The 21288-nt window shown below is 27.1% G+C and carries 20 protein-coding genes and 1 tRNA gene; 17 read left to right on the forward strand and 4 right to left on the reverse strand.

Annotated features, from left to right (window positions below):
• The first annotated feature begins 9 nt into the window (after nucleotides 1–9).
• The 8 genes from JJC02_05280 (at nucleotide 10) to JJC02_05315 (ending at nucleotide 6710) form a co-directional block, all read left to right on the forward strand.
• Nucleotides 10–561 (forward strand): helix-turn-helix domain-containing protein, encoded by a 552-nt coding sequence (locus tag JJC02_05280; protein UDN55590.1) that lies wholly within the window; start codon nucleotides 10–12, stop codon nucleotides 559–561.
• Nucleotides 562–723: 162 nt separating this feature from the next.
• The gene (locus JJC02_05285) at nucleotides 724–1590 is read left to right on the forward strand and encodes a metallophosphoesterase (protein UDN55591.1); all 867 of its coding nucleotides are present in this window, start codon (nucleotides 724–726) and stop codon (nucleotides 1588–1590) included.
• A gap of 157 nt (nucleotides 1591–1747) precedes the next feature.
• Entirely contained in the window at nucleotides 1748–2728 is a 981-nt protein-coding gene (locus JJC02_05290; protein UDN55592.1) for a hypothetical protein, read from the forward strand.
• Nucleotides 2729–3226: 498 nt separating this feature from the next.
• On the forward strand, nucleotides 3227–3448 hold the full coding sequence (locus tag JJC02_05295; GenBank protein UDN55593.1) for a hypothetical protein: 222 nt from the start codon (nucleotides 3227–3229) through the stop codon (nucleotides 3446–3448).
• Between the two features lie 502 nt (nucleotides 3449–3950).
• Nucleotides 3951–4820 carry a nitroreductase family protein gene (locus JJC02_05300; GenBank protein ID UDN55594.1) on the forward strand — a complete coding sequence of 290 codons (870 nt, stop codon included), beginning with the start codon at nucleotides 3951–3953 and terminating at the stop codon, nucleotides 4818–4820.
• 227 nt (nucleotides 4821–5047) lie between these two features.
• A complete protein-coding gene (locus JJC02_05305) occupies nucleotides 5048–5920 on the forward strand; it encodes an AraC family transcriptional regulator (GenBank protein UDN55595.1) in 873 nt (290 codons plus the stop codon).
• A gap of 146 nt (nucleotides 5921–6066) precedes the next feature.
• The gene (locus JJC02_05310) at nucleotides 6067–6264 is read left to right on the forward strand and encodes a helix-turn-helix transcriptional regulator (GenBank protein UDN56379.1); all 198 of its coding nucleotides are present in this window, start codon (nucleotides 6067–6069) and stop codon (nucleotides 6262–6264) included.
• 2 nt (nucleotides 6265–6266) lie between these two features.
• Entirely contained in the window at nucleotides 6267–6710 is a 444-nt protein-coding gene (locus JJC02_05315) for a hypothetical protein (GenBank protein UDN55596.1), read from the forward strand.
• 227 nt (nucleotides 6711–6937) lie between these two features.
• Here JJC02_05315 and JJC02_05320 read toward each other — a convergent pair whose 3' ends face one another.
• The 4 genes from JJC02_05320 to JJC02_05335 form a co-directional block, all read right to left on the reverse strand.
• Entirely contained in the window at nucleotides 6938–7921 is a 984-nt protein-coding gene (locus tag JJC02_05320) for a hypothetical protein (protein UDN56380.1), read from the reverse strand.
• A gap of 200 nt (nucleotides 7922–8121) precedes the next feature.
• Nucleotides 8122–9315, reverse strand: a complete 1194-nt coding sequence (locus tag JJC02_05325; GenBank protein UDN55597.1) for a hypothetical protein — start codon at nucleotides 9313–9315, stop codon at nucleotides 8122–8124.
• A gap of 16 nt (nucleotides 9316–9331) precedes the next feature.
• Nucleotides 9332–10741 (reverse strand): MBOAT family protein, encoded by a 1410-nt coding sequence (locus tag JJC02_05330; protein ID UDN55598.1) that lies wholly within the window; start codon nucleotides 10739–10741, stop codon nucleotides 9332–9334.
• A 383-nt stretch (nucleotides 10742–11124) separates the two neighbouring features.
• Nucleotides 11125–11207 (reverse strand) — tRNA-Leu (locus JJC02_05335).
• Between the two features lie 338 nt (nucleotides 11208–11545).
• Here JJC02_05335 and polA point away from each other — a divergent pair.
• From polA to JJC02_05380, 9 genes are all read left to right on the forward strand, one after another.
• Complete coding sequence (gene polA / locus JJC02_05340) at nucleotides 11546–14194, forward strand: DNA polymerase I (GenBank protein ID UDN55599.1); 2649 nt, start codon at nucleotides 11546–11548, stop codon at nucleotides 14192–14194.
• 8 nt (nucleotides 14195–14202) lie between these two features.
• The gene (locus JJC02_05345) at nucleotides 14203–14805 is read left to right on the forward strand and encodes a dephospho-CoA kinase (protein ID UDN55600.1); all 603 of its coding nucleotides are present in this window, start codon (nucleotides 14203–14205) and stop codon (nucleotides 14803–14805) included.
• Entirely contained in the window at nucleotides 14798–15352 is a 555-nt protein-coding gene (locus JJC02_05350; protein ID UDN55601.1) for a lytic transglycosylase domain-containing protein, read from the forward strand. Before JJC02_05345 ends, JJC02_05350 begins: the two co-directional genes overlap by 8 nt.
• Nucleotides 15352–17070, forward strand: coding sequence for an ABC transporter substrate-binding protein (locus JJC02_05355; GenBank protein ID UDN55602.1), 1719 nt, complete (start codon nucleotides 15352–15354; stop codon nucleotides 17068–17070). Before JJC02_05350 ends, JJC02_05355 begins: the two co-directional genes overlap by 1 nt.
• Before the next feature lie 72 nt (nucleotides 17071–17142).
• On the forward strand, nucleotides 17143–17355 hold the full coding sequence (locus tag JJC02_05360) for a heavy-metal-associated domain-containing protein (GenBank protein UDN55603.1): 213 nt from the start codon (nucleotides 17143–17145) through the stop codon (nucleotides 17353–17355).
• A gap of 196 nt (nucleotides 17356–17551) precedes the next feature.
• On the forward strand, nucleotides 17552–18151 hold the full coding sequence (locus JJC02_05365; protein UDN55604.1) for a hypothetical protein: 600 nt from the start codon (nucleotides 17552–17554) through the stop codon (nucleotides 18149–18151).
• A gap of 277 nt (nucleotides 18152–18428) precedes the next feature.
• Nucleotides 18429–18800, forward strand: coding sequence for a VOC family protein (locus tag JJC02_05370; protein UDN55605.1), 372 nt, complete (start codon nucleotides 18429–18431; stop codon nucleotides 18798–18800).
• A gap of 130 nt (nucleotides 18801–18930) precedes the next feature.
• Nucleotides 18931–20217 carry an SH3 domain-containing protein gene (locus tag JJC02_05375; GenBank protein UDN55606.1) on the forward strand — a complete coding sequence of 429 codons (1287 nt, stop codon included), beginning with the start codon at nucleotides 18931–18933 and terminating at the stop codon, nucleotides 20215–20217.
• 110 nt (nucleotides 20218–20327) lie between these two features.
• Entirely contained in the window at nucleotides 20328–21272 is a 945-nt protein-coding gene (locus JJC02_05380; protein ID UDN55607.1) for a hypothetical protein, read from the forward strand.
• Nucleotides 21273–21288 lie beyond the last annotated feature (16 nt).

The following is a 21288-nucleotide window of genomic DNA, read 5'->3' on the forward strand; positions in this document are numbered from 1 at the left end:
GATTTTAACATGGATAATAAATTTCCTAATGTGGGAGAAAATTTAAGGTTATTGAGACAAGAAATGGGCATAAGTTTAGATAAAGCTTCAAAGATGACAGGTGTTAGTAAAGCAATGCTTGGACAGATTGAGAGAGGTGAATCAAGTCCAACAGTATCTACCTTATGGAAAATTTCATCTGGATTTAAAATAAATTTTACAACACTATTAAATGAAAATACAAATACTTATGAGGTAATAAAAAAAGAAGAAGTAGAACCTATTATTGAGCAACAAGGGAATATGAAATTATATCCAATATACCCTTTCAGTCCTCAAAGAAGATTTGAACTTTTTATAATTGAGCTTGAAGAAAATTGCACTCATGTTTCATCTACACATAGTCATGTTTTAGAAGAATATGTACTCGTAATAGAAGGGAAACTTGACCTTAATGTGGATGGGAAAACTTATATTTTAGAGTCTGGACATTCTATTAGGTTTGATGGAACTTTAGAGCATGTATATAAGAATTTAAATAAAGGAAAAACTATATTTCACAATATAGAAGTTTATAGATAATTTTATAGTTATCCTTTTCTAAAATAAATGACAATTTTAGAAAAGGATGACTTATTTTTATAATGTCGAAAAGATTTATATATATATGTTGATGTATTGTTTTAAAAAAAACATAAAAGCATTATAATAATATTAATAAAATAGAATAAAGAGGAAGAGAATATGATTATAAAGGTTTTATTGATAGTATTAGCATTATTGTATATTTTGTATAAGTATGAAACTCAACATATAGAAACGACAGAATATAATATTTTCAACAAAAAAATTCCAAAAGAATTTGATAACTTTAAAATAGTTCAAGTGAGTGATTTACACAATAAGGTATTTGACAAAAATAATAATGTATTGATAGATAAAATTGAGTCATTAAATCCAGATGTTATATTTATAACAGGCGATTTAATTGATGGAGAAAATAAAAATTTTCAAGTTGCATTAGATTTAGTCGATAATTTAGTAGAAAAATATGAAGTATACCATATAATTGGAAATCACGAACAAAAATCTTTGATAAAAAAGTACAAGCATTTATATAAAGATTATTTTAAGGAGTTGTATTCAAAGAAAATAATGAATCTGAAAAATGAATCCGTAAGAATATATAAAGGAGATAGTCATATTAATTTGTATGGTTTAATCATACCATTGGAATGCTATCCATATTTTTTTGCTAATAATAAAAAGTTAGAATTAAGTGACGATTTTATAGAAGATACTCTAGGTAAAGTAAAAGAAAATGAATATAATGTACTTTTAGCTCATACACCATTTTTCTTTGAAAAGTATGCAAAATGGGGAGCTGATTTAGTTTTAGCGGGACATGTTCATGGTGGAATAATAAGAATACCTTTTATTGGAGGTGTATTATCTCCAAATAGAGAGTTTTTTCCTGAGTATGATTGGGGAAAATATGAAAAAGATAATAGCACTATGATTTTAAATAAAGGTTTAGGGGGGTCAAAAGTTTTAATTAGATTTAATTGTAAACCAGAAATAGTTAAGATTACATTGAAGTCTAATCAATAAGGCTTTGTATATATAAACATCAATAACATATAAATAGAGTTGATGTGAAATCCAGTTAAACACGTACAGTGACCAATTTTGAATAATTGTTGAATTAATAAAAATAAAGTGCTATTTTTAGCAGATAATATTTAAAGTATGGGGGGAGTAAAAAATCATGGGTAATACAAGTAGATTTTATGAGTCTGTAAAAAATAAATATCCAAAACTAAAAGATGGAACTAGGGTTCATATGTGGCCAAAGGAGAACCTTATAATTGCTCCTATTTATGATGAGGAAAATGGATATAAAAAAAGCATAGGAAATGTGGATAGCTTAAGTTGGAAACAAATTATTGTACTGACAGAATGTGATGGGAAAAATACTACTGAAGATATAATAAATATATTATCTAATAGATATAGGAATATTCCTGATGTGATAGACCAAATTATGGAATTTTTTATGTTTTATGAGAATGTGTATTTAACCTTTGAAGATGAGGTACAAACATTGTCAAGTGTATTTGAGATAACAGGAAATAAAGTGTATCTTACTCCTTTATACTTTACTATAGAAATAGATGGAAATAACAATACTAGTCAGTATTTTTCTGAAATCACAAGTTTATTAAAATGTATGTATGAGAAAGGCTGTAGATTTATCGAGATTATTGGTGAGGATATCTTAAAAAATAAAAATATGAGAAAAGTATTTCAATATATGCTAGACCATTTTGATTTAATTGTAGTAACTAGGGATTGTTTTACTATTGATAGGAGTTTAATAAAAGAATTAGATAATTATCGTCATAAAGTAATATGGAAAGTATATTCAAAAAATGATGATACACATGTAAAATTAAAGGAAGATATAAAAATAACTAGTTTAATAAAAAGAGGGCATACAGTAGTAAGAGGAGATAGGGAAAAAGCAATAAAAATAGAAGATATGAGATTTATAGATACAAAAGAAAGATTTTCAAAATATGGTGCAGAATGGAGCCATTTATACATTTCTTCTGATGGTAGTGTAAAATCTTATTCACTTCAAAAAGATAAAAGAATCTATCTAGGTAATATATTTGACCATTCAGTTGAAGAAATTTTCTTGGAGATGCAAAATAAGATTGATAAACGAGAAATTGTCTATCAATAAGTGTTAAAATTAAGTTTTATAGGAGATTTATAGATTGTCTATTTAAGTTTGTGTCAATAATTATGATGAGGTGATATGACTTGTTAAAATTATTGAACAAATTTTTTTATGATGTTTTACTTAAATGTTGGCTGTTTATGATGTTATGGATTTTCAGAGAACTTTTTACAAATTTCAGAATGACTAAAAAATTTAAATTTCATAAAATATTTATGTAAAAATCATATAAAATTCATATAGAATATGTATTATGTAAAGCATAGAAAGACTAGCTTAAAACCATAATATAATACCCTATTGTAATGATAACCCTCCCTCACATCCTTAAATAGAGTTATCATTACAAGAATTAAACCATAAATTTAAAATTTATGGTTTTTTTTTATTTAATTTGTTTTATTATATTAGAATATGATTTATTATAGAATATATAATAAGTAATATAAATACATTAATTAAGTCTTTGACATGTAACTATACTAATAAGGAGGAGTATTTATGAATGTAAATAATCACAAGTGCCCAGAGTGTGGTGAACATAGTAAAAAATTTGAGATAGTGGAGGAAAATGAGGATTGTGTAACGTTTGAATGTTACACTTGTGGAACTATATCTATATTAAAGTATTGTGAGAATTGTAAAGAATTTGTATTTGTAAATATTCCAAATAATGTAGAGATATATGAGTATTGTTGTGGAAAGTGTAATAATAAGATTTAATATAATAAGTATATGTAATTTCATGTATCATTTATACAAATCTCATATAAAATTCATATATAGAATGTATTATATAAATATAGAAAGAACTAGCTTAAAACATAATATAATTACCCTAAAATTATAATGACAACTCTCCCTCATATCCTCAAATTATAGTTGTCATTATAAAATAACTTGGCTGTTTCAAAAATGTGAAATCATTTTAGAAACAGCTTATTTTTTATAAAAATAAAGAAGGCAACGGGAAGCCTTCTTTCGTGTAAAAAAAGTTTAATTTTTTGTTAAGATTTGTTTGTTATTTTATATTACTTTTATAATATGTTTTTATTTGAAGGTTGGCAATGGATTTTGCACAACTGGTCATTATTAATGTAAAAGTGGAATATTATTAATAAAAAATGATTACAAAATTGTAATTATTATTTATTAAGTAAATGAGTAAAGTATTATATTAATGGGTATATAATTAAAATAATACTAATTTGGGGAGGATAAAGTTATGAATTATAAAACAATCATATTAAATAGAAAGTCTGTTAGAGAATATAAAAACACAGATATTAAAGAGGAATATCTTAGTGAAATTAAGAAATACTCAGAATCTTGCAAGAAACTAGTTCCAGAAATAGATGTTGATATAAGAATTATGAATAGAAGTGAAGTTTTTGATAATTTAGATAAAGTGGCAGGGTATAAAGGAAATATGATAGATTCTCCAAGTTATATTATAATATTATCTGATGTAAAAGATAATTACATTGAAAATTCAGGATACATAGGAGAAAATATAATCTTTAAAGTAACAGAACTTGGAATAGGTTCTTGTTGGGTTACTTTTGAAGATGGTAAAAAGGTAAAAGAAAAACTTGGAATTAATTCAGATAAAGAGGTAACAGGTATTATAGCTATTGGATATGGAGAAAATGTAAGTAATGCTAAAGTATTAAATGCTACAAAGATTGGGGAAAATTATTCAAAATCTGATATACAAGTTGTAACAGATAAGGGTTCTTCTAGACTAGGGGTAGAAGATGTTGTTTATATGAATGAATGGGGAAATAAAGCAAGCATAGAAATCTTAGAAGAAAGAGCACTTCTTGATGCATTTCACTATGCAAGATTAGCACCATCTACATTAAACAGGCAACCATGGAGATTTATAGTTGATGGAGGCGTTGTAGTTTTAGCTGTTAGAAAAGATGGTCACACTAGTATATACGAAGAAAAAATAGATATAGGTATAGTTATGCTTTACTTTGCAACAATAATAAGTGCAACTATGTTTGAGTTGGAATGGAATTTAGGTACTCCAGATAAAGATTACAAAGTGCCAGAAGATTATAAGATAGTTGGATATTGTAATATATAAAATAGTTTAATACTTAATTTAACTACACTTAAATTAATTTTTATAAAAAGTTCAATAACATTCTTAATATAATGTTATTGAACTTTTTATTGTATAATGCAGCTTTCCTATTTATTATGTTTATGAATTAAAAAATACTTACGAATTTAAATACTTACAATTTTGTGCATGAATTGAGAGGTATATTATTTTATTAGATTGTATAATTTGCTTGGAGGTAATATCAAATGGAATGGATAAATAAATTGAATCAAGCTATTAATTATATTGAAGATAATCTTGAAAATGGGGTAGATTATGCAGAAGCAGCAAAAATCGCATGCTGTTCAACCTTTCATTTTCAACGGATGTTTTCATATATTGCAGAAGTACCATTGTCTGAATATATTAGACGAAGACGCATGACTAAAGCGGCATTTGAACTACAGAATAGTAGCATTAAAATTTTAGAATTATCTGAGAAATATGGTTATGATTCACCAACATCTTTTAATAGAGCTTTTCAAAATATACATAGTATTTCTCCGTCTGCGGCTAGAGCAAAGGGAGCTGTTTTAAAAGCATATCCTAAGATGACATTAAGTATTTATGTAAAAGGGAATGTAGAAATGCAGTATCGTATTGTAGAAAAGAAAGGATTCCGTATTGTTGGTATAAAAGAAAGTATGAATATGATTGTAGAAGAGTGTTTTGATAAAGTTCCCAAGTTGTGGGCTAAATCCATAAAAAATGGAACAATTGATAAACTTTCAGAGTTAATAAATAACGAACCTCATGGGTTGCTTGGAGTTAGTGTATGCACAGATAATAAAAGCTTAGATTACTATATTGCTGCTTCAACGGATGAGCCTGCATTAGAAGATACTTATGAATACTATATACCATCAGGTACCTGGGCAGTATTTGAATGTGTATCTCCAATGCCAAATGCTTTGGCAATACAAGAATTACAAAAAAGAATTATTACTGAATGGTTACCAAGCTCCGGATATGTATATGCTAATTTACCAGATATTGAACTTTATCCTAATGGTGATGTTAATGCTCCTGATTATACTACAGAAGTTTGGATTCCAATTAAAAAACAATCCCCAAATTAACGAATAACATAAACTTTTAAAATTACAGACTAGAAATAGTCTGTTATTTTTTTGATAAATGGAAAGGAGACTTTACAAAAAAGGAATATAGTTGTATAATTATGGAAAGGAAACTTTACATAAATAATATATTAAAGGAGAACAAAGTGAAAAATAGATTAGAAGAAATAAGGAAAAAGAGAGGCATAAGACAAGAAGAACTTGCATCTGTTTTGCAAGTATCAAGACAAACTATAGGTTCATTAGAAAATGGTAGATATAATCCTTCTATCATATTAGCTTTTAAGATAGCAAGATATTTTGATATGAATATTGAAGAAATATTTATTTATGAGGAGGAGTAAAAATGAAAAAGAATAGATTATATGTTGGAATTGGATATTTTATTTGTGGAATTTTACTTGTTTTATTGGCTACATTTACAGAGTTTTCATTTGAGGCTTTTATTTGGGGATTATCTGGAGCTACTTTGGGCCCTGGGGTATGTATGATTTTTCAATATATATATTGGAGTAAACCAGAAAGAGCTTTAGAATATGAAGAAAAGGTAGAGAATCAAAGGATAGAGATGAATGATGAAAGAAGAATTATGTTACGTGATAAATCTGGACGTATTACTAACCAAATCATGCTTTATGTTTTACTAATTCTTATATTTATTGTTTTTATATTGAGTGTATTCTCTGTAATGGTAATAAGTAAATGGGTTTTAATTGTTCTTGGGTTGCTTATTTTATTTCAATTTATTTGTGGTGTTGTTGTATATAATAAATTAGATAAAAAGTTATAATACTAAATATCAAATTTTATAAATTTTTAAAAGCCACAAGTATTATGTATTGTGGCTTTTTTATATGGAATTCTATATGTTTTAAAGAGAAGTACTATAGTATTACATAAGAATAAGTGGCTATATAAAAATATTTGTGATTTTATTTCTATTGTTAAACAGATGTATGGGAGTATTTTTTTATTTTGAAACAACCCCTTAAATTTAATTTAGTTACTATTTTTATGTTATACTATTCCCTTGTCAATCATTTCCTGTATCATTCCAGCAAATCCAAAGCTATTATACATAAATAAAACTACATCTGAATTACTGTTTTTAATTATCTCATCATAAGTCATATCTATATTTTCAATATATCTAGGATCTAGTATTTCAAGTTCCTTAAAAGTATCAGCCAACATCCAGGTCATAGGTGCTTGATACGAATCTCTAAATATAAGAGCTTTTTTATTAGTTAAAGAGTTTGAATTTCTAATCTTAAGTATATGACAATCACAACCTCTCATATAAGCCCCACCATAGTCCCATTCTTTTTTATCTTTTAATTTGGCTTTTATGATATTTTCATTAATCTCAGTGTCTTTAGTACCATTACTAATAAAATATTTGTACTTTGCATCACTTATTTCAACATAGCTTATAGACTCTTTTTTCTTAAGTGGATATCCCATCTTTTTATTATAACTACCTATAAAGATTTTGTCATTTACATATCGAGTACTGTATCTTTTTAAATGGTTATCTATTTCTGATTTAGATAAGCCAAGATTCAATTTATCAAGCATAAACTTATACTCTTCAAATGATCCTAATGAATTTCCATGATGGTCTGTTTTTAAAAAGAAGTTTTCTCTTTCTTTTTCTGTAAAACTTCTATAAAAGTAATCATCTATATCTATGAAATTTATATCTGTTAACTGATTTTCTAAGTTTTCTCTGTTAATATCTATATTATTTTTACCTTCTATATCACTTGGATATAAGTGTTTAAGCATGTTTGTCTTATGAGGAAGTGAAACAAAATAAAAATCTTTTTCCTTATTTAAATTACTCAAGTCATTAATGGCTTTGGAGTAAGATTTAATATGATAATCGGGTAATAAATTAGCGAATTTGCCTAATAGCCATCCATCTTTAGTTAGGTAATATTTTTGTTCAATCTTTTTATTTTGAATCTGTATAATATGCTCATTAAAAACTTCTTTTATTGTAATATCATTTTGTTTATTATTAAAGGTAATTACAGCTATCGGTAATATCGCTGATACTATAAGTAGATTATGTCTTTTATTCAATGTGCTACATCTCCTTATTTTTATTTTGATTAGCTTATTTTTACCAAAGTAATAAAAAATAAACAATAAAAAACCTCTATTAAATTTTAAATTTAATAGAGGTTTTTTATTGTTTATTTTATTCCTTTATCTATCATTGCATCTATCATCGAATCAAACCCAGAGCTATTATACATAAACATTACAATATCTGCATTACTTTCCTCAATAATTTCTTTGTATGTTTTATCTATTGCATTTATATTTCTAGGGTCTGCTATCTCTACTTCTTTAAACATATCAGCAAATAAAAGTGTTGTAGGAGCTTGGTATGAATCTCTAAATATTAGTATTTTTTTAGCTACTAATGCTTTAGGATTTTTTATAGTTAATATATTAGTTTTAGCTCCTCTAATGTATGCACCACCATAATCCCACTCTTTATCATTTCTTTTAGTTGCATAGACTTCTTTTTCTTCTTTTTCTTTTCCATTTATATCAAAGCTATAATCTTGGTTAGCTTTTGTCATATAAATTATATCTTCTTTTTCTTTAATTAGCATATCTATATTTTTATTATAACTTCCCACAAACTTTTTATCAGTAATTATAGACTTTTTATAGCTATTAAAATGCTTGTCTAAATCTTGTTTAGATAAACCTAAGTCCATATTTGATGCCATCATTTTAAAGCCTTCAAACGCTCCATATCCAGTCCAGTGATGGTCAGTTTTAAAATATAAATTTTCTCTTTCTTTATTTGAATAGTTGCTTAAAAAATACTCATCCATATCTATATATTTAATTAAATCTGGATTTAATGTATTTTTAAAATTCTTTAAATTTATATCTATATTACCAGTATTATCAACATACTTAGGATATAAATGCTTTAGCATATTAGATTTATGTGGCATCATTGTAAAATACACGTCTTTTCCAAGATCTTTACTTAGACCAGATAAGTAATTAATAGACTCTTTATATCTGTTTAACTGGTTTTGATTTAAAATTTTTGGAAACATACCTAATATCCAGTTATCTTCTCCTAAATAATAGTTGCCTACCTTAGTTTTATTTAAATTAACTTGGAACTTTGTGTTTAGTGATATCATTTTATCTCTAAATGCAAAATGGTCATTAAAGTACTCTTCAAACTTAGTTATATAATCACCTTTTTTTAAATTTTCTATAGTTGGGAATTTTGCAAGATTTCTATTTTCAGTTATACTTAATTTTTTCTTTGGCAGTGCGAAGTTTAATATAAAAAATCCAAATATTATAATTAAAAATGAAATGGCAACAATCCTTGGCTTATTTTTATTCATGTCTGTACCTCCAAAATTAGAATCTAAAGTATAAGAATGGATTATAAGTTGAGCTACTTAACATTACCATTACAATAAACATACAAGCAACTATGAAAGCCGCATTAGTAACTTGACACACTGTGCTATTTAGTGTATTTTTATTCTTCTTAACTACTAATGACTTTATAACTTCTACAATAGGAGTTGATAGAATGATTGCTCCAACAATTATATACCAATATTCAATTATAAATACATTGAATGCATTACTGACAAGTGGATAATTTCCAGAACCAAACATAATACCTATAAATTTAATAGCTGCTGGTAAATCATCAACTCTAAAAAATACCCATCCAATCATGACTATAAGAAGTAGATATATGTGTCTTACAATTCTTGGTATCTTATATAGAAACTTTTCTAAGAATGCTTTTTCTACTGATATTAATATTCCATAATATAGACCCCATATAATAAAAGTCCAACTAGCTCCATGCCACATACCAGTTAAAAACCATACTACAAATAGGTTTCTATATAGTTTTGCCCTAGAGACTCTACTTCCACCTAATGGGAAGTACACATAGTCTTTAAACCAAGTACCTAAAGATATATGCCATCTTCTCCAAAACTCAGATACTGTTTGAGATATATATGGATAGTTGAAATTTTCTAAAAACTCAAATCCAAACATCTTACCTAGACCAATGGCCATATCACTATATCCACTAAAGTCATAGAATATTTGAAGTGTATAACAAACTATACCTAGCCACGCCTCAAGTCTTGATAAATCTCCAGCTGACTTATTAAATACACCATCTGCGATTACACCTAATTGATTTGCTAGAATTACTTTTTTTCCAAGACCAACAACAAATCTGTTTACTCCTTGAGTAAATTTGTCCCAATTGTGTTCTCTATGCTCAATGCTATCTGCCACAGTCTGATATCTAACAATAGGACCTGCTACAAGCTGAGGGAATAAACTTATGTACAATGCTAGATTAGTTAATTTTCTTTGAACTTTAGCATCATTTCTATATACATCTATTACATAGCTCATTATTTGGAATGTGAAAAATGAGATACCTAAAGGTAATTTAATTTCAGGTATAGTTATATTTGTATTTAATAAAAAATTAATATTATCTACAAAGAAATTGCTATACTTGAATACAGCAAGAATAGATATATTGTAAATCACAGAAAGCACAACCCATATTTTTTTATCTTTACTGTCAGAAACTTTAATACCAAATATATAGTTTACTATTATTGATAGCATCATCAAAAAAATATATTTTGGTTCTCCCCATGCATAGAAGGCAATACTTGCTAGAAGTAACATAGCATTTTTATACTTAGGATTTGCCAAGTAATAGCAAATGAGTGTGACTGGAAAGAATAAAAATAAAAATATTAAACTACTGAATATCATATTAGACTCCTTATCTTTTTATTATTTAATAAATGAATAATAAATAAAACAACTAAATCAATTATATCTTTATCTAAAATATATAGCAAAGTAAGTATTTACACGTTTTAAGTACTTAATTGTACAAATTTAACTGTGTTTTTACAAGTTTAATTAATCTATATGTAAATTTTGACTTTTTACATAATTTTTTTAAAATGATATAATATTATAATGAATTAATAAAGCTATTGCAATAAAATAATAAAGAAAAATTACGGACACATTACTTAACTATATGTGTTTGCCTTTTGTTATGGCTCTATACAGTCCATTAAGATAGATGTTATTTATACTATAATTGTAAAAAGAACTCTTTAGTATGTACTAAAGAGTTTTTTTATTGGTGCCGCTGATGGGATTCGAACCCATATGGTTTCCCGTACGATTTTGAGTCGTATGCGTATGCCAGTTCCGCCACAGCGGCTTATATTTTAAATCCGAACTACTTGTATATCCTACCAGATTTTCCAAGAATATGCAAGAGGAATATTGAATACAAAATGCTCATCAACCTGTAAAATATCATAAATACTAGATTTTTATTACAAAAACTTATGAATCAACACAGTTGACTTTGAACCCATTGTATTTACCAATTCCACCACTCGGGCATGTCACGCTTATTATTATAGCAAAAAAATATATTGTTTGCAACATATTTAATTTTAATATACTATTATTATTATGGGAATATTAAATAACAGTATATTGGTATATAATATATATGTTACAAAAATAGATAATTTTTAGGAGTGATATAATTTGGAAAAAAAATTAATTATAATAGATGGAAATTCAATAATAAACAGAGCCTTTTATGCTCTGCCAGAAATGAATAATAAAGAAGGGTTAAAGACCAATGCGATATATGGGTTTACAACAATGCTATTTAAAATGATAGATATATATAAACCAACACATATAAGTGTAGCTTTTGATAGGAAAGCACCTACATTTAGGCATTTAGAATATAAGGAGTATAAGGCTGGAAGAAAGGGAATGCCAGATGAATTGGCAGAACAATTACAGCCACTAAAAGACCTTTTAGATAAATTTAAAATAAATAGATTAGAAATAGATGGCTATGAGGCAGATGATATTATAGGAACTGTTTCTAAAAAAGCAGAAGAGAATGGATATAAGGTATACATAGTAACTGGAGATAAAGATGCTATTCAACTTGCTTCAGATAATACAACTACTCTTATAACAAAAAAAGGGGTTGGAGAAGTTGAAGAATACAGCTTTAATTCTGTAATTGAAAAATATGAGATGACTCCAACGCAGTTTATTGATTTAAAAGGTCTTATGGGAGATAAGTCGGATAATATACCTGGAGTACCTGGAATCGGTGAGAAAACAGGTATAAAGCTTATAAAAGAGTTTTCTAGTATAGAAAATTTAATAGAGAATACAGATAAGCTTAAAGGAAGTGTAAAAAAGAAAATAGAGGAAAATAAAGAAATTGCTATTCAAAGTAAAAGACTTGCAACAATTATAAGAGATGTACCAGTAGAAGTAAATTTAGATAGCATGATTTTTGGTGATTATGATAAAGATGAGCTTTTAGATAAATTTAGATATTTTGGATTTACAAGTCTCTTATCAAGATTAGTTGATTTAGTTGATACAAATGATACAGAGCAAGTAGAAGAAAAAATAGAAATATTAAAATTAAAAGATATAGAAAAATTTATAGATGAAGTGAATAAAAAAGGACAGGTTATTTTAAAAACTGTTAGAGGACAAGGTAATATAATTGAAAAAAATATAATATATATTTTTATAAGTGTAGATGGAGAAAAAATATATTATATAGATTCAGATGAAGTAACAAAATTAGATAGTATACTTTCAAATAACGAAATTAAAAAATATGGATATAATTTAAAAGATGATTATATATCTTTAAAGCCATATAATATTAAATTGGAAAATATGTATTTTGATATAACTATAGCTGAGTATTTAATAGATTCAACTTCATCTACTTCATATGATTGTAGTGCAATAGCCATGAAATATTTATCAAAAAAGGTTAAATCAAAAGAAGATTTGTTAGGAAAAGGAGTTAAATCCAAAAACTACGAAGATTTAGAATTTGAGGATTTGGCTGAGTATATGGGGCAAATAATATGTACAGTGAAAGAAACAGTTCCTATGATGGAAAGAAGTCTAATGGATATGAGTATGGATGGTCTTTTTTATCATGTAGAGATGCCATTAGTAGAGGTTTTAGGGCATATGGAGTATGAAGGTATAAAAGTAGACAAAAGTATCTTGGATGAGTTGAGTATTGAGTTTAAAGAAATAATAGCTACATTAGAAAAGGAAATTTATGAATTATCAGGAGAGCCATTCAATATAAATTCACCAAAACAATTAGGTGTTATATTATTTGAAAAATTAGAGCTTCCAATAATTAAAAAAACTAAGACTGGATATTCAACTAATGCAGATGTTCTAGAAAAATTAAGAGATAAACATCCAATAATAGATAAGATAACTGAGTATAGACAAATAGTAAAGTTAAATTCTACTTACGTTGAAGGGCTTTTAAATATAATAAATCCAGAAAGTAATAGAATTCATTCATCATTTAATCAAACTATAACAACTACAGGAAGAATTTCATCTACAGAACCAAATCTTCAAAATATACCTATAAAAATGGAAATGGGTAGAAAAATAAGAAAAGTATTTATTGCAGATGATAACTGTAAATTGGTTGATGCCGATTACTCACAAGTAGAGCTTAGAGTTCTTGCACATATGAGTCAGGATGAAAATATGATAGAAGCATTTAAACATAATGAAGATATTCATACCAAAACAGCTTCACAAGTTTTTAATGTTCCTATGGAAGATGTCACTAGTGAATTGAGAGGTGCAGCTAAAGCAGTAAACTTTGGTATTATATATGGTAAAAGTGATTTTGGATTGGCAGACGATTTAAATATACCTGTCCCAAAAGCAAAAGAATATATCGAAAGTTATTTTGCTAAATATCATAAAATAAAAGAGTTTATGGATACGACAGTAGAAAAGGCTAGTGAAGATGGATATGCTGTAACAATTTTAAACAGAAGAAGATATATACCAGAAATAAAGTCAAGCAATTTTATGGAAAGAAATAGAGGAAAGAGATTTGCAATGAATGCACCAATACAAGGAAGTGCAGCAGATATAATAAAAATTGCTATGATAAATGTTCATAAAAAATTGGAAGAGAATAATTTGAAGTCAAAACTTATACTACAAGTTCACGACGAATTGATAGTTGAGGCAATTGATGATGAGATAGATATAGTTAAGAAAATAGTAAAAGAAGAAATGGAAAATGCCGTGAATATGGATGTTTACTTAGATGTAGATTTAAATGTCGGTAGTTCTTGGTATGAGACAAAGTAGGTGATTTTATGTTGATATTAGGGCTTACAGGAGGAATAGGCTGTGGAAAAAGCAGCCTATCAAACATATTTAGAAATCTTAATATTTCTATAGTGGATGCTGATATTATATCTAGAAAGATATTTGATGATAAGCTGTTATTAGAAAAAGTATTTGACCATTTTGGACAAAATATAAAAAATGATGATGGAACTCTAAATAGAAAAGCTCTTGGGAAAATAGTTTTTAATAGTAAAGAAAAACTTAAGGAGTTAAATAATTTGACTCATCCACGAATAAGAGAGAAAATAATAAGTGAAATAGAAGAGTTGAGAAAAAAAGGTAAAAGTATAATAGTCTTAGATGCGGCAATATTGGTAGAAAGTGGTTTTTTAGAGATGGTTGACAAGCTATTAGTAGTTACTTGCAAACAAGAAGTACAAATTAGTAGAATACAAAAGAGGGATAATTGCAGTGAACAGGAAGCACTTAGTAGGATAAATTCACAAATGAGTCAGGAAGAAAAATCCAAATATGGTGATTATATAATAGATAATTCGGGAACAATAACTGAATTAGAAAGTAAAGCACATAAATTTATTGAGTACATGAAGGAGAATTGGCGTGAATAGTAAGAAAGTATTGATTCTATCTATTTTTATAATCTTATTTGGAGCACTATTAATGGAAAGCAAAGTAATACATAAATTTTTATTTCCTAAAAAATATTCAGAATATGTAGAAAAGTATTCTAAAGAGTTTAATTTAGATGAAAATATAGTTTACAGTGTTATAAAAGCCGAAAGTAAGTTTAATAGTTCTGCTGTTTCAAAAAAAGAAGCAAAGGGATTAATGCAAATATTAGATATAACTAGAGATTGGGGAGCAGAGGAACTAAATCTAAAAAATGTGGATATTTTCGACCCAGAGACTAATATAAGACTTGGCTGTTGGTATTTAAATAAATTATACAAAGAATTTGGTAAATTGGATTTAGTGATAGCTGCATATAATGGTGGTTCAGGTAATGTGAGGAAGTGGTTAGAAAATAATGATTATAGTAAAGATGGAGAAAATCTACATGACATACCTTTTGAGCAAACTTCAAAATATGTAGAAAAAGTTAAAAATAATTATAAACATTATAATGAGATATATGGCAAGAAAGGAAAAAACTAATGAAGAGAATAAAAGTCTTAACATTTATTTTAGCTATAACTCTTATGGTAGTTGGTTGTAGTAATACTAAAACAAAACAAAGTAGTAGCGATTCAAGTTTAAAAAGTCAAAGTTCTATAAATTCTAAGTATATAAACCTAACAATGGTAACTCCAAAAACTATAAATCCTATAACTAATACTGACAAGTCTGTTGGTTATATAATGAATTTAGTTTATGATGGTTTATTTGCGATAGATGAGAACTACAATGTAACTCCTCAATTAGTTAAGGAGTATAATATAGCTCAGGATGGAATGAGCATAGATATAGAATTAAAAGATGCAAAGTGGCATGATGGAAAAGCTATTACTTCAAATGATATAAATTATACTATTGGTTTAATTCAAAAGAGTACAGATAGTCCATATAATGAATTTACTAAAAACATAGCTTCTGTGAATATTAAATCAGATAAAGATTTTACAATAAAATTTAAAGCTAGATATGCTTTCTCGATTGATAGTTTAATTTTTCCAATCGTATCTCAAAATCATTTAGATTCAAAAGATGTAAATGACAAGAATAATAATATGATAGGAAATGGGAAATATAAAATAGAATCATATACAGAAAGAGAAGGACTGGTTTTATCTGTAAATAAGGATTACTATGAAGAAGTTCCGAATACTATGAAAAACATAAAAGTAGGTATGGTGCCTAATGAAGATGCAAGGACATCTATGGTTATGGCTCTTGATAGTGATATAACCAATGTTACATTAAATGATTTAAGTAAGTTTCAAGAAAAAGAGTTTAATATAACAAAATATCAAGGTAGAGATTATGAGTGTGTATTATTTAATTATAATAATCCTTTTTTCAAAGATGTTAATTTTAGAAAAGCAATTGCGCATTCTATAGATAAAGATAGAATTATTAGTGAAGGTTATATGGATGATGCTACTCCAGTTAATTTTCCACTTAATTCAAAGTCAAAATATTATAATAGCGAAATGAAAGATTTAGAGTTTAGTAAAGATAAAGCAATAGAATGCCTTGCTAAAGTAGAATATGCAAATGTAAATCCAGTAAACCCAAAGGACAAAAAAGCAGAAAAAAAGCAGAAAAAATTAACTAAAAAGAAAACAAAGAAACTTACTCCAGAAGAAGAAGCAAAAGCTAAAAAAGCAGAAGAGGAGAGAATCAAAAAAGAAGCTGAGGAGAAAAAAAAGAGAGAAAAAGAGGAAGTAAAGAAAAGACTTTCTGAGATGAACTTAAAAATAATAGTAAACAGAGATAACAGTGAGAGAATAAAAACTGCAAATATAATAAGTGAAAATTTAAAAGCTATAGGAATAAATAATACAATAAATCAACTATCAGATAAAGACATGAAAAATGCTCTTAATTCTAAAAACTATGATTTAGCATTGGTTGGGTGGAAATTATCAAGTATACCAGATGCAAGCAGTATCATAGCAAGTAGTGGATATACTGATGATAAGTTAAATGGATATATGTCTGCACTTACAAGCTCTTCATCTGAAATTGAAACAAAAAAAGCATACAAAGATGTACAGACATATGTAAAAGATAATGCAACATTTATAAGTTTAGCTGTCAGAAACAACTATATTGTAAGTAATAGTAGATTAAAAGGTAAAATTACTCCAAATGATTTTGATGTATATGACGGAATATCTAATTTAGATATAAAATCGAATGAATTAAATTAAATAATTAATTGCTATTTAAAAAGTGTAAACTATATGATAAAATACCCTTATAGGGTATAAGGAGGTAATTAAATGAAGAAGAAACTATTAGTAGAAGGTATGAGTTGTGGTCATTGTGTAAATCATCTTAAAACTGCATTAACAGAAGACATAGATGGTGTTAAAGTTTTAGATGTAGATTTAGAAAACAAGTGTGCATCTGTAGATATGAAAGACGATGTGTCAATTGAAAAGTTAAAAGAAGTAATAGCAGAGTTAGGATTTGAATTAAAGGGAATTGAATAGAAAATAAACTAAAAAAAGACCTCTATTGGGGAGTAATAGAGGTCTAAAAATGGGGGAGATTGAGTATGTTTGATTTTACATTACTATTATCTCCCCTTTTAAATTAATATATACATAAAAAGTAAAAAAAATTTGTAATGACTCACATTTCTTAGACGTTTTGAATATACTATAAATAGCTAAGGGAGGGAGTATCATGGAATCTAGGGGATATAAAGAGGATTTAAAAAAAATGATACTTGATATGGCCCACAAAGAACTTGAGAGTTATGTATCACAAAAAGGAGCAAAAAAATACTTTGAAGGTAACTTGGATAAGATTATTAATAATAACATAAAAAAATTCAATCAAAGTATTGGTCTTAATAGAGTATATTTAAAAATGTTAAAAAAGTGTGCATATCAAGAAAGTGTAACTTCGATATCAAGAACTATAAAGAAAGAAGCATTATTTAAATCAAAAAAAGAGCTATTTGCCTTTTCAGAGTATTTAAAACTTGATATTAACAAGCGGCTTTCATATAATCAAATTTTAAGAAAAATATCAAGATATATATACTATAATAGAAGTTCATATGCTCAAAAATATGTTGTTTTCAAAAGAGGAGATGAAGAATATCTTTTAGAACCTGAGAAAATAAAAGATGAATTAATATCGAGCTATAGGTCAAAGACTAGGGAAGATATGAAGTCAATAGCAAAACTTTTGGATATAGAAGTAGAAGATAATTATAATGCTGAGGATATTAGAAAAAAAGTAATAAATTATATTATCAAAGAAAAGATTAAAAATTAAAGTTTTAATTGATTTACTTGGAATTGGATGAAGTGAAACATTAATTATAAAAATTTTAAAGAATAAGTTCTGTCAATTTGCATGATTAAATATAACTAGGTTATAAATTTTTTATGTGTTTGAAAGAGCTTATTCTTTTTTTGACATATTATTTTAAATAATTTACCACTATTTAGTAATTGAACACAATTATTCAAATTTTTAACTTAATGTGATTTAAATAAATTTATAATAATGATATAATAAAAAAAAATAAAAATTGGAGAGTGATTTCAAAATGAAGTTTAATTTTTGCCATAACAATTTCAATGTAACTGACTTAGAAAAAAGTTTGAATTTTTATAAAAAAGCTTTGGGGCTTAAAGAAGTAAAGCGTAAGGAAGCAGAAGATGGAAGTTTTATATTAGTTTATTTAGGAGATGGCATTACTAGTCATACATTAGAATTAACTTGGCTTAGAGATTGGGACAGACCATACAATTTAGGAGATAATGAATTCCACCTAGCTTTAGAAGTTGAGGAGTTTGATGAGGCAAAAAAACTTCATAAAGATTTAGATTGCATATGTTTTGAAAATGAAAGTATGGGAATTTATTTTATAGCAGACCCGGATAATTATTGGATTGAAATACTTCCTAAAAATCATTAATTTTAAGTATATGTTTATAATTTCTTTACAATTAATAATAGAATAAGTTATCATTAAATTGTAGGTATTAAAAATGGATAATAATGTTATGACTTTATGACTATAAAAATTTGTTGGGGGAGTGATAGTAGTGAAGAAAGCTATAACGGCTTTAGGAATTGGAGCAGTAGCAGTATCTGTTAGCTCCATAAATGCAAGTGCACTTGAAAAAGGAATAGTGACAGCAAGTGCCTTGAATATAAGAAGTGGGCCAAGTTCTGATTGCGACAAGGTAGCAAAATTATACAAAGGCAAAACCGTAGAAATTTTAGAAAAATCTAATGGATGGTATAAAGTAAGGGTATCAAGTTCTGTTGTTGGATGGGGAAGTGCAAAATACATATCAACAAGTGGTTCGTCTGAAGGTACATCAAACCAAAATAATTCAACTTCAAGTGGAACAACTATCAGTGGAAATGGTAAAGTAAATGTGAGTTCTAGACTGAATGTAAGAAGTGGTGCAGGTACTAACTATTCATTAGTTGGTAAAGCAAATAATGGAGATGTAGTAAAGTTATTAGAACAAAGTAATGGATGGTATAAAATAAAACTATCAAATGGGGTTACTGGATGGGCTAGTAGTCAATATATCTCAAAAACGTCAGAAGATGTTGGGACAAATAATTCTAATTCAAATAATTCTAGTTCAAGTAGTACTAATAATTCTGATAAAAAACCATCTAGTGAAGAGGCAATTGAGGGAAAAAATGGTAAGGTAATATCTACTGTGAGCTTAAATGTAAGAAGTGGTCCTGGGACAAGCTATTCTATAATAGGAAAATTAAATGGTGGAGATGTTGTTGAATTAAAGGCTAAAAATAATGGTTGGTATAAGGTAAAGCTATCGAGTGGAACAACTGGATGGGTGAGTGCCAGTTATATTTCTGAGACTAATGAAGGTACAAAAGAAAATCCAAATTCATCATCTAATCAGAATTCTCAATCTAATAGTAACTCAAATTCATCCTTTACTGGAAATTCAGATAAGTCTACAGCAAAAGGCTCAACAGTAGTAGATTTTGCATATACTCTTATTGGAATACCATATCAATGGGGAGCTTCAGGACCTGATAAATTTGACTGTTCTGGATTTACACAATATGTTTTTAAAAATTCTGTAGGTGTTTCTATTCCTAGAGTTTCTAGAGAGCAAGCTAAATCTGGAAGTGCAATTTCTATGGGGAATTATGCACCAGGAGATTTAGTTTATTTTGATACTGATGGTGATGGAACAACTAATCATGTAGGTATATATGTAGGTAATAGTAAATTTATTCACTGTAGTGGTACTCAGACTAATCCTAATAAGGTTAAAGTGGACAATTTAACCAGTTCATATTGGTCTAAAGCATTACTTGGGGCAAGGAGATTTGCTTAGTAAATACAATTTCTTATTAAAAAATTAGAATAAATAATTATTTATATTCATAAATTGTGACTCTTAAAAATATACTTTATTAATAATATAATTTTGGGAGGGACAAACTAATGAATAGAAGAAAAACGATATACAGAGGATTTAATAATAATAGACATAAGATTGATTTGCGTAAATATGTTATAACGATTGCTTGCTTGTGTCTTATTGGCTATTATTCTTATACAAAAATAAAAGATGGAGAAATATTGGAGTATGTATCGGCTAAAATACCATTTCTAAATAATTCATCAGATATAACTTATAAAGATATATCTGATGAATTAAATTCAATAAAAAACGGAAAAAAATCTAAATCACAAACCAATTCAGATGATAAACAAGAAACTAATCCAGAAAAAACAGTAAATAACGCTAAAGAACCAGAAGAAGTGAAATTGGCTACTATAGAAGGCTGGGATATGTATACTATTCAAGTTGCTGCAATAGATAATAATGATGATTTGAAAAAAATACAAACATCATTAGTCAATAATGATATACCTTTTTCAGTTATGGAGAAGGATGGAGTAAAAAAAATACAGACATATTCTTCTTTTGATGAAAATGATGTTAGAAAGCAGATAAGCAGTGTAAGAAAGGTGTTTCCAGATGCATTTTTATCACACTTAGATGCACCTATGTTGTCTTTAGAGTACACAAGTAATTACGCTTATATAGACAGTATATCTAAAGAATTAAATAAATTAATAACAAACTTTAAAGAAGAATCAAGTTTTTGGTCGAATGCTGAAAATAATGTAGATATGGAAAAATATAATACTATTTTGACAAATAGAAAGGAAATATCACAAAATATATCAAAAGAAGCTGAAAAGATTGATTATTCTGAAATGAGATTATTTAAAGATAATTTAATAGAGTATGTAAAGAATGTGAATGAAAAAATTGATACAGCTTCAAAAGCTGCAAATGAAGAAAAATATAGTGTAAGTAAAAGTCTGCTTTTATCATCTATGCAAGAGTATTCTCTGTTTATAAATTCTATAAAATAAAATACAGAATATTTGG

Origin of the sequence: Clostridioides sp. ES-S-0054-01, assembly GCA_021561035.1 — a bacterium.
In the GTDB taxonomy this organism is placed as follows: Bacteria; Bacillota; Clostridia; order Peptostreptococcales; family Peptostreptococcaceae; genus Clostridioides.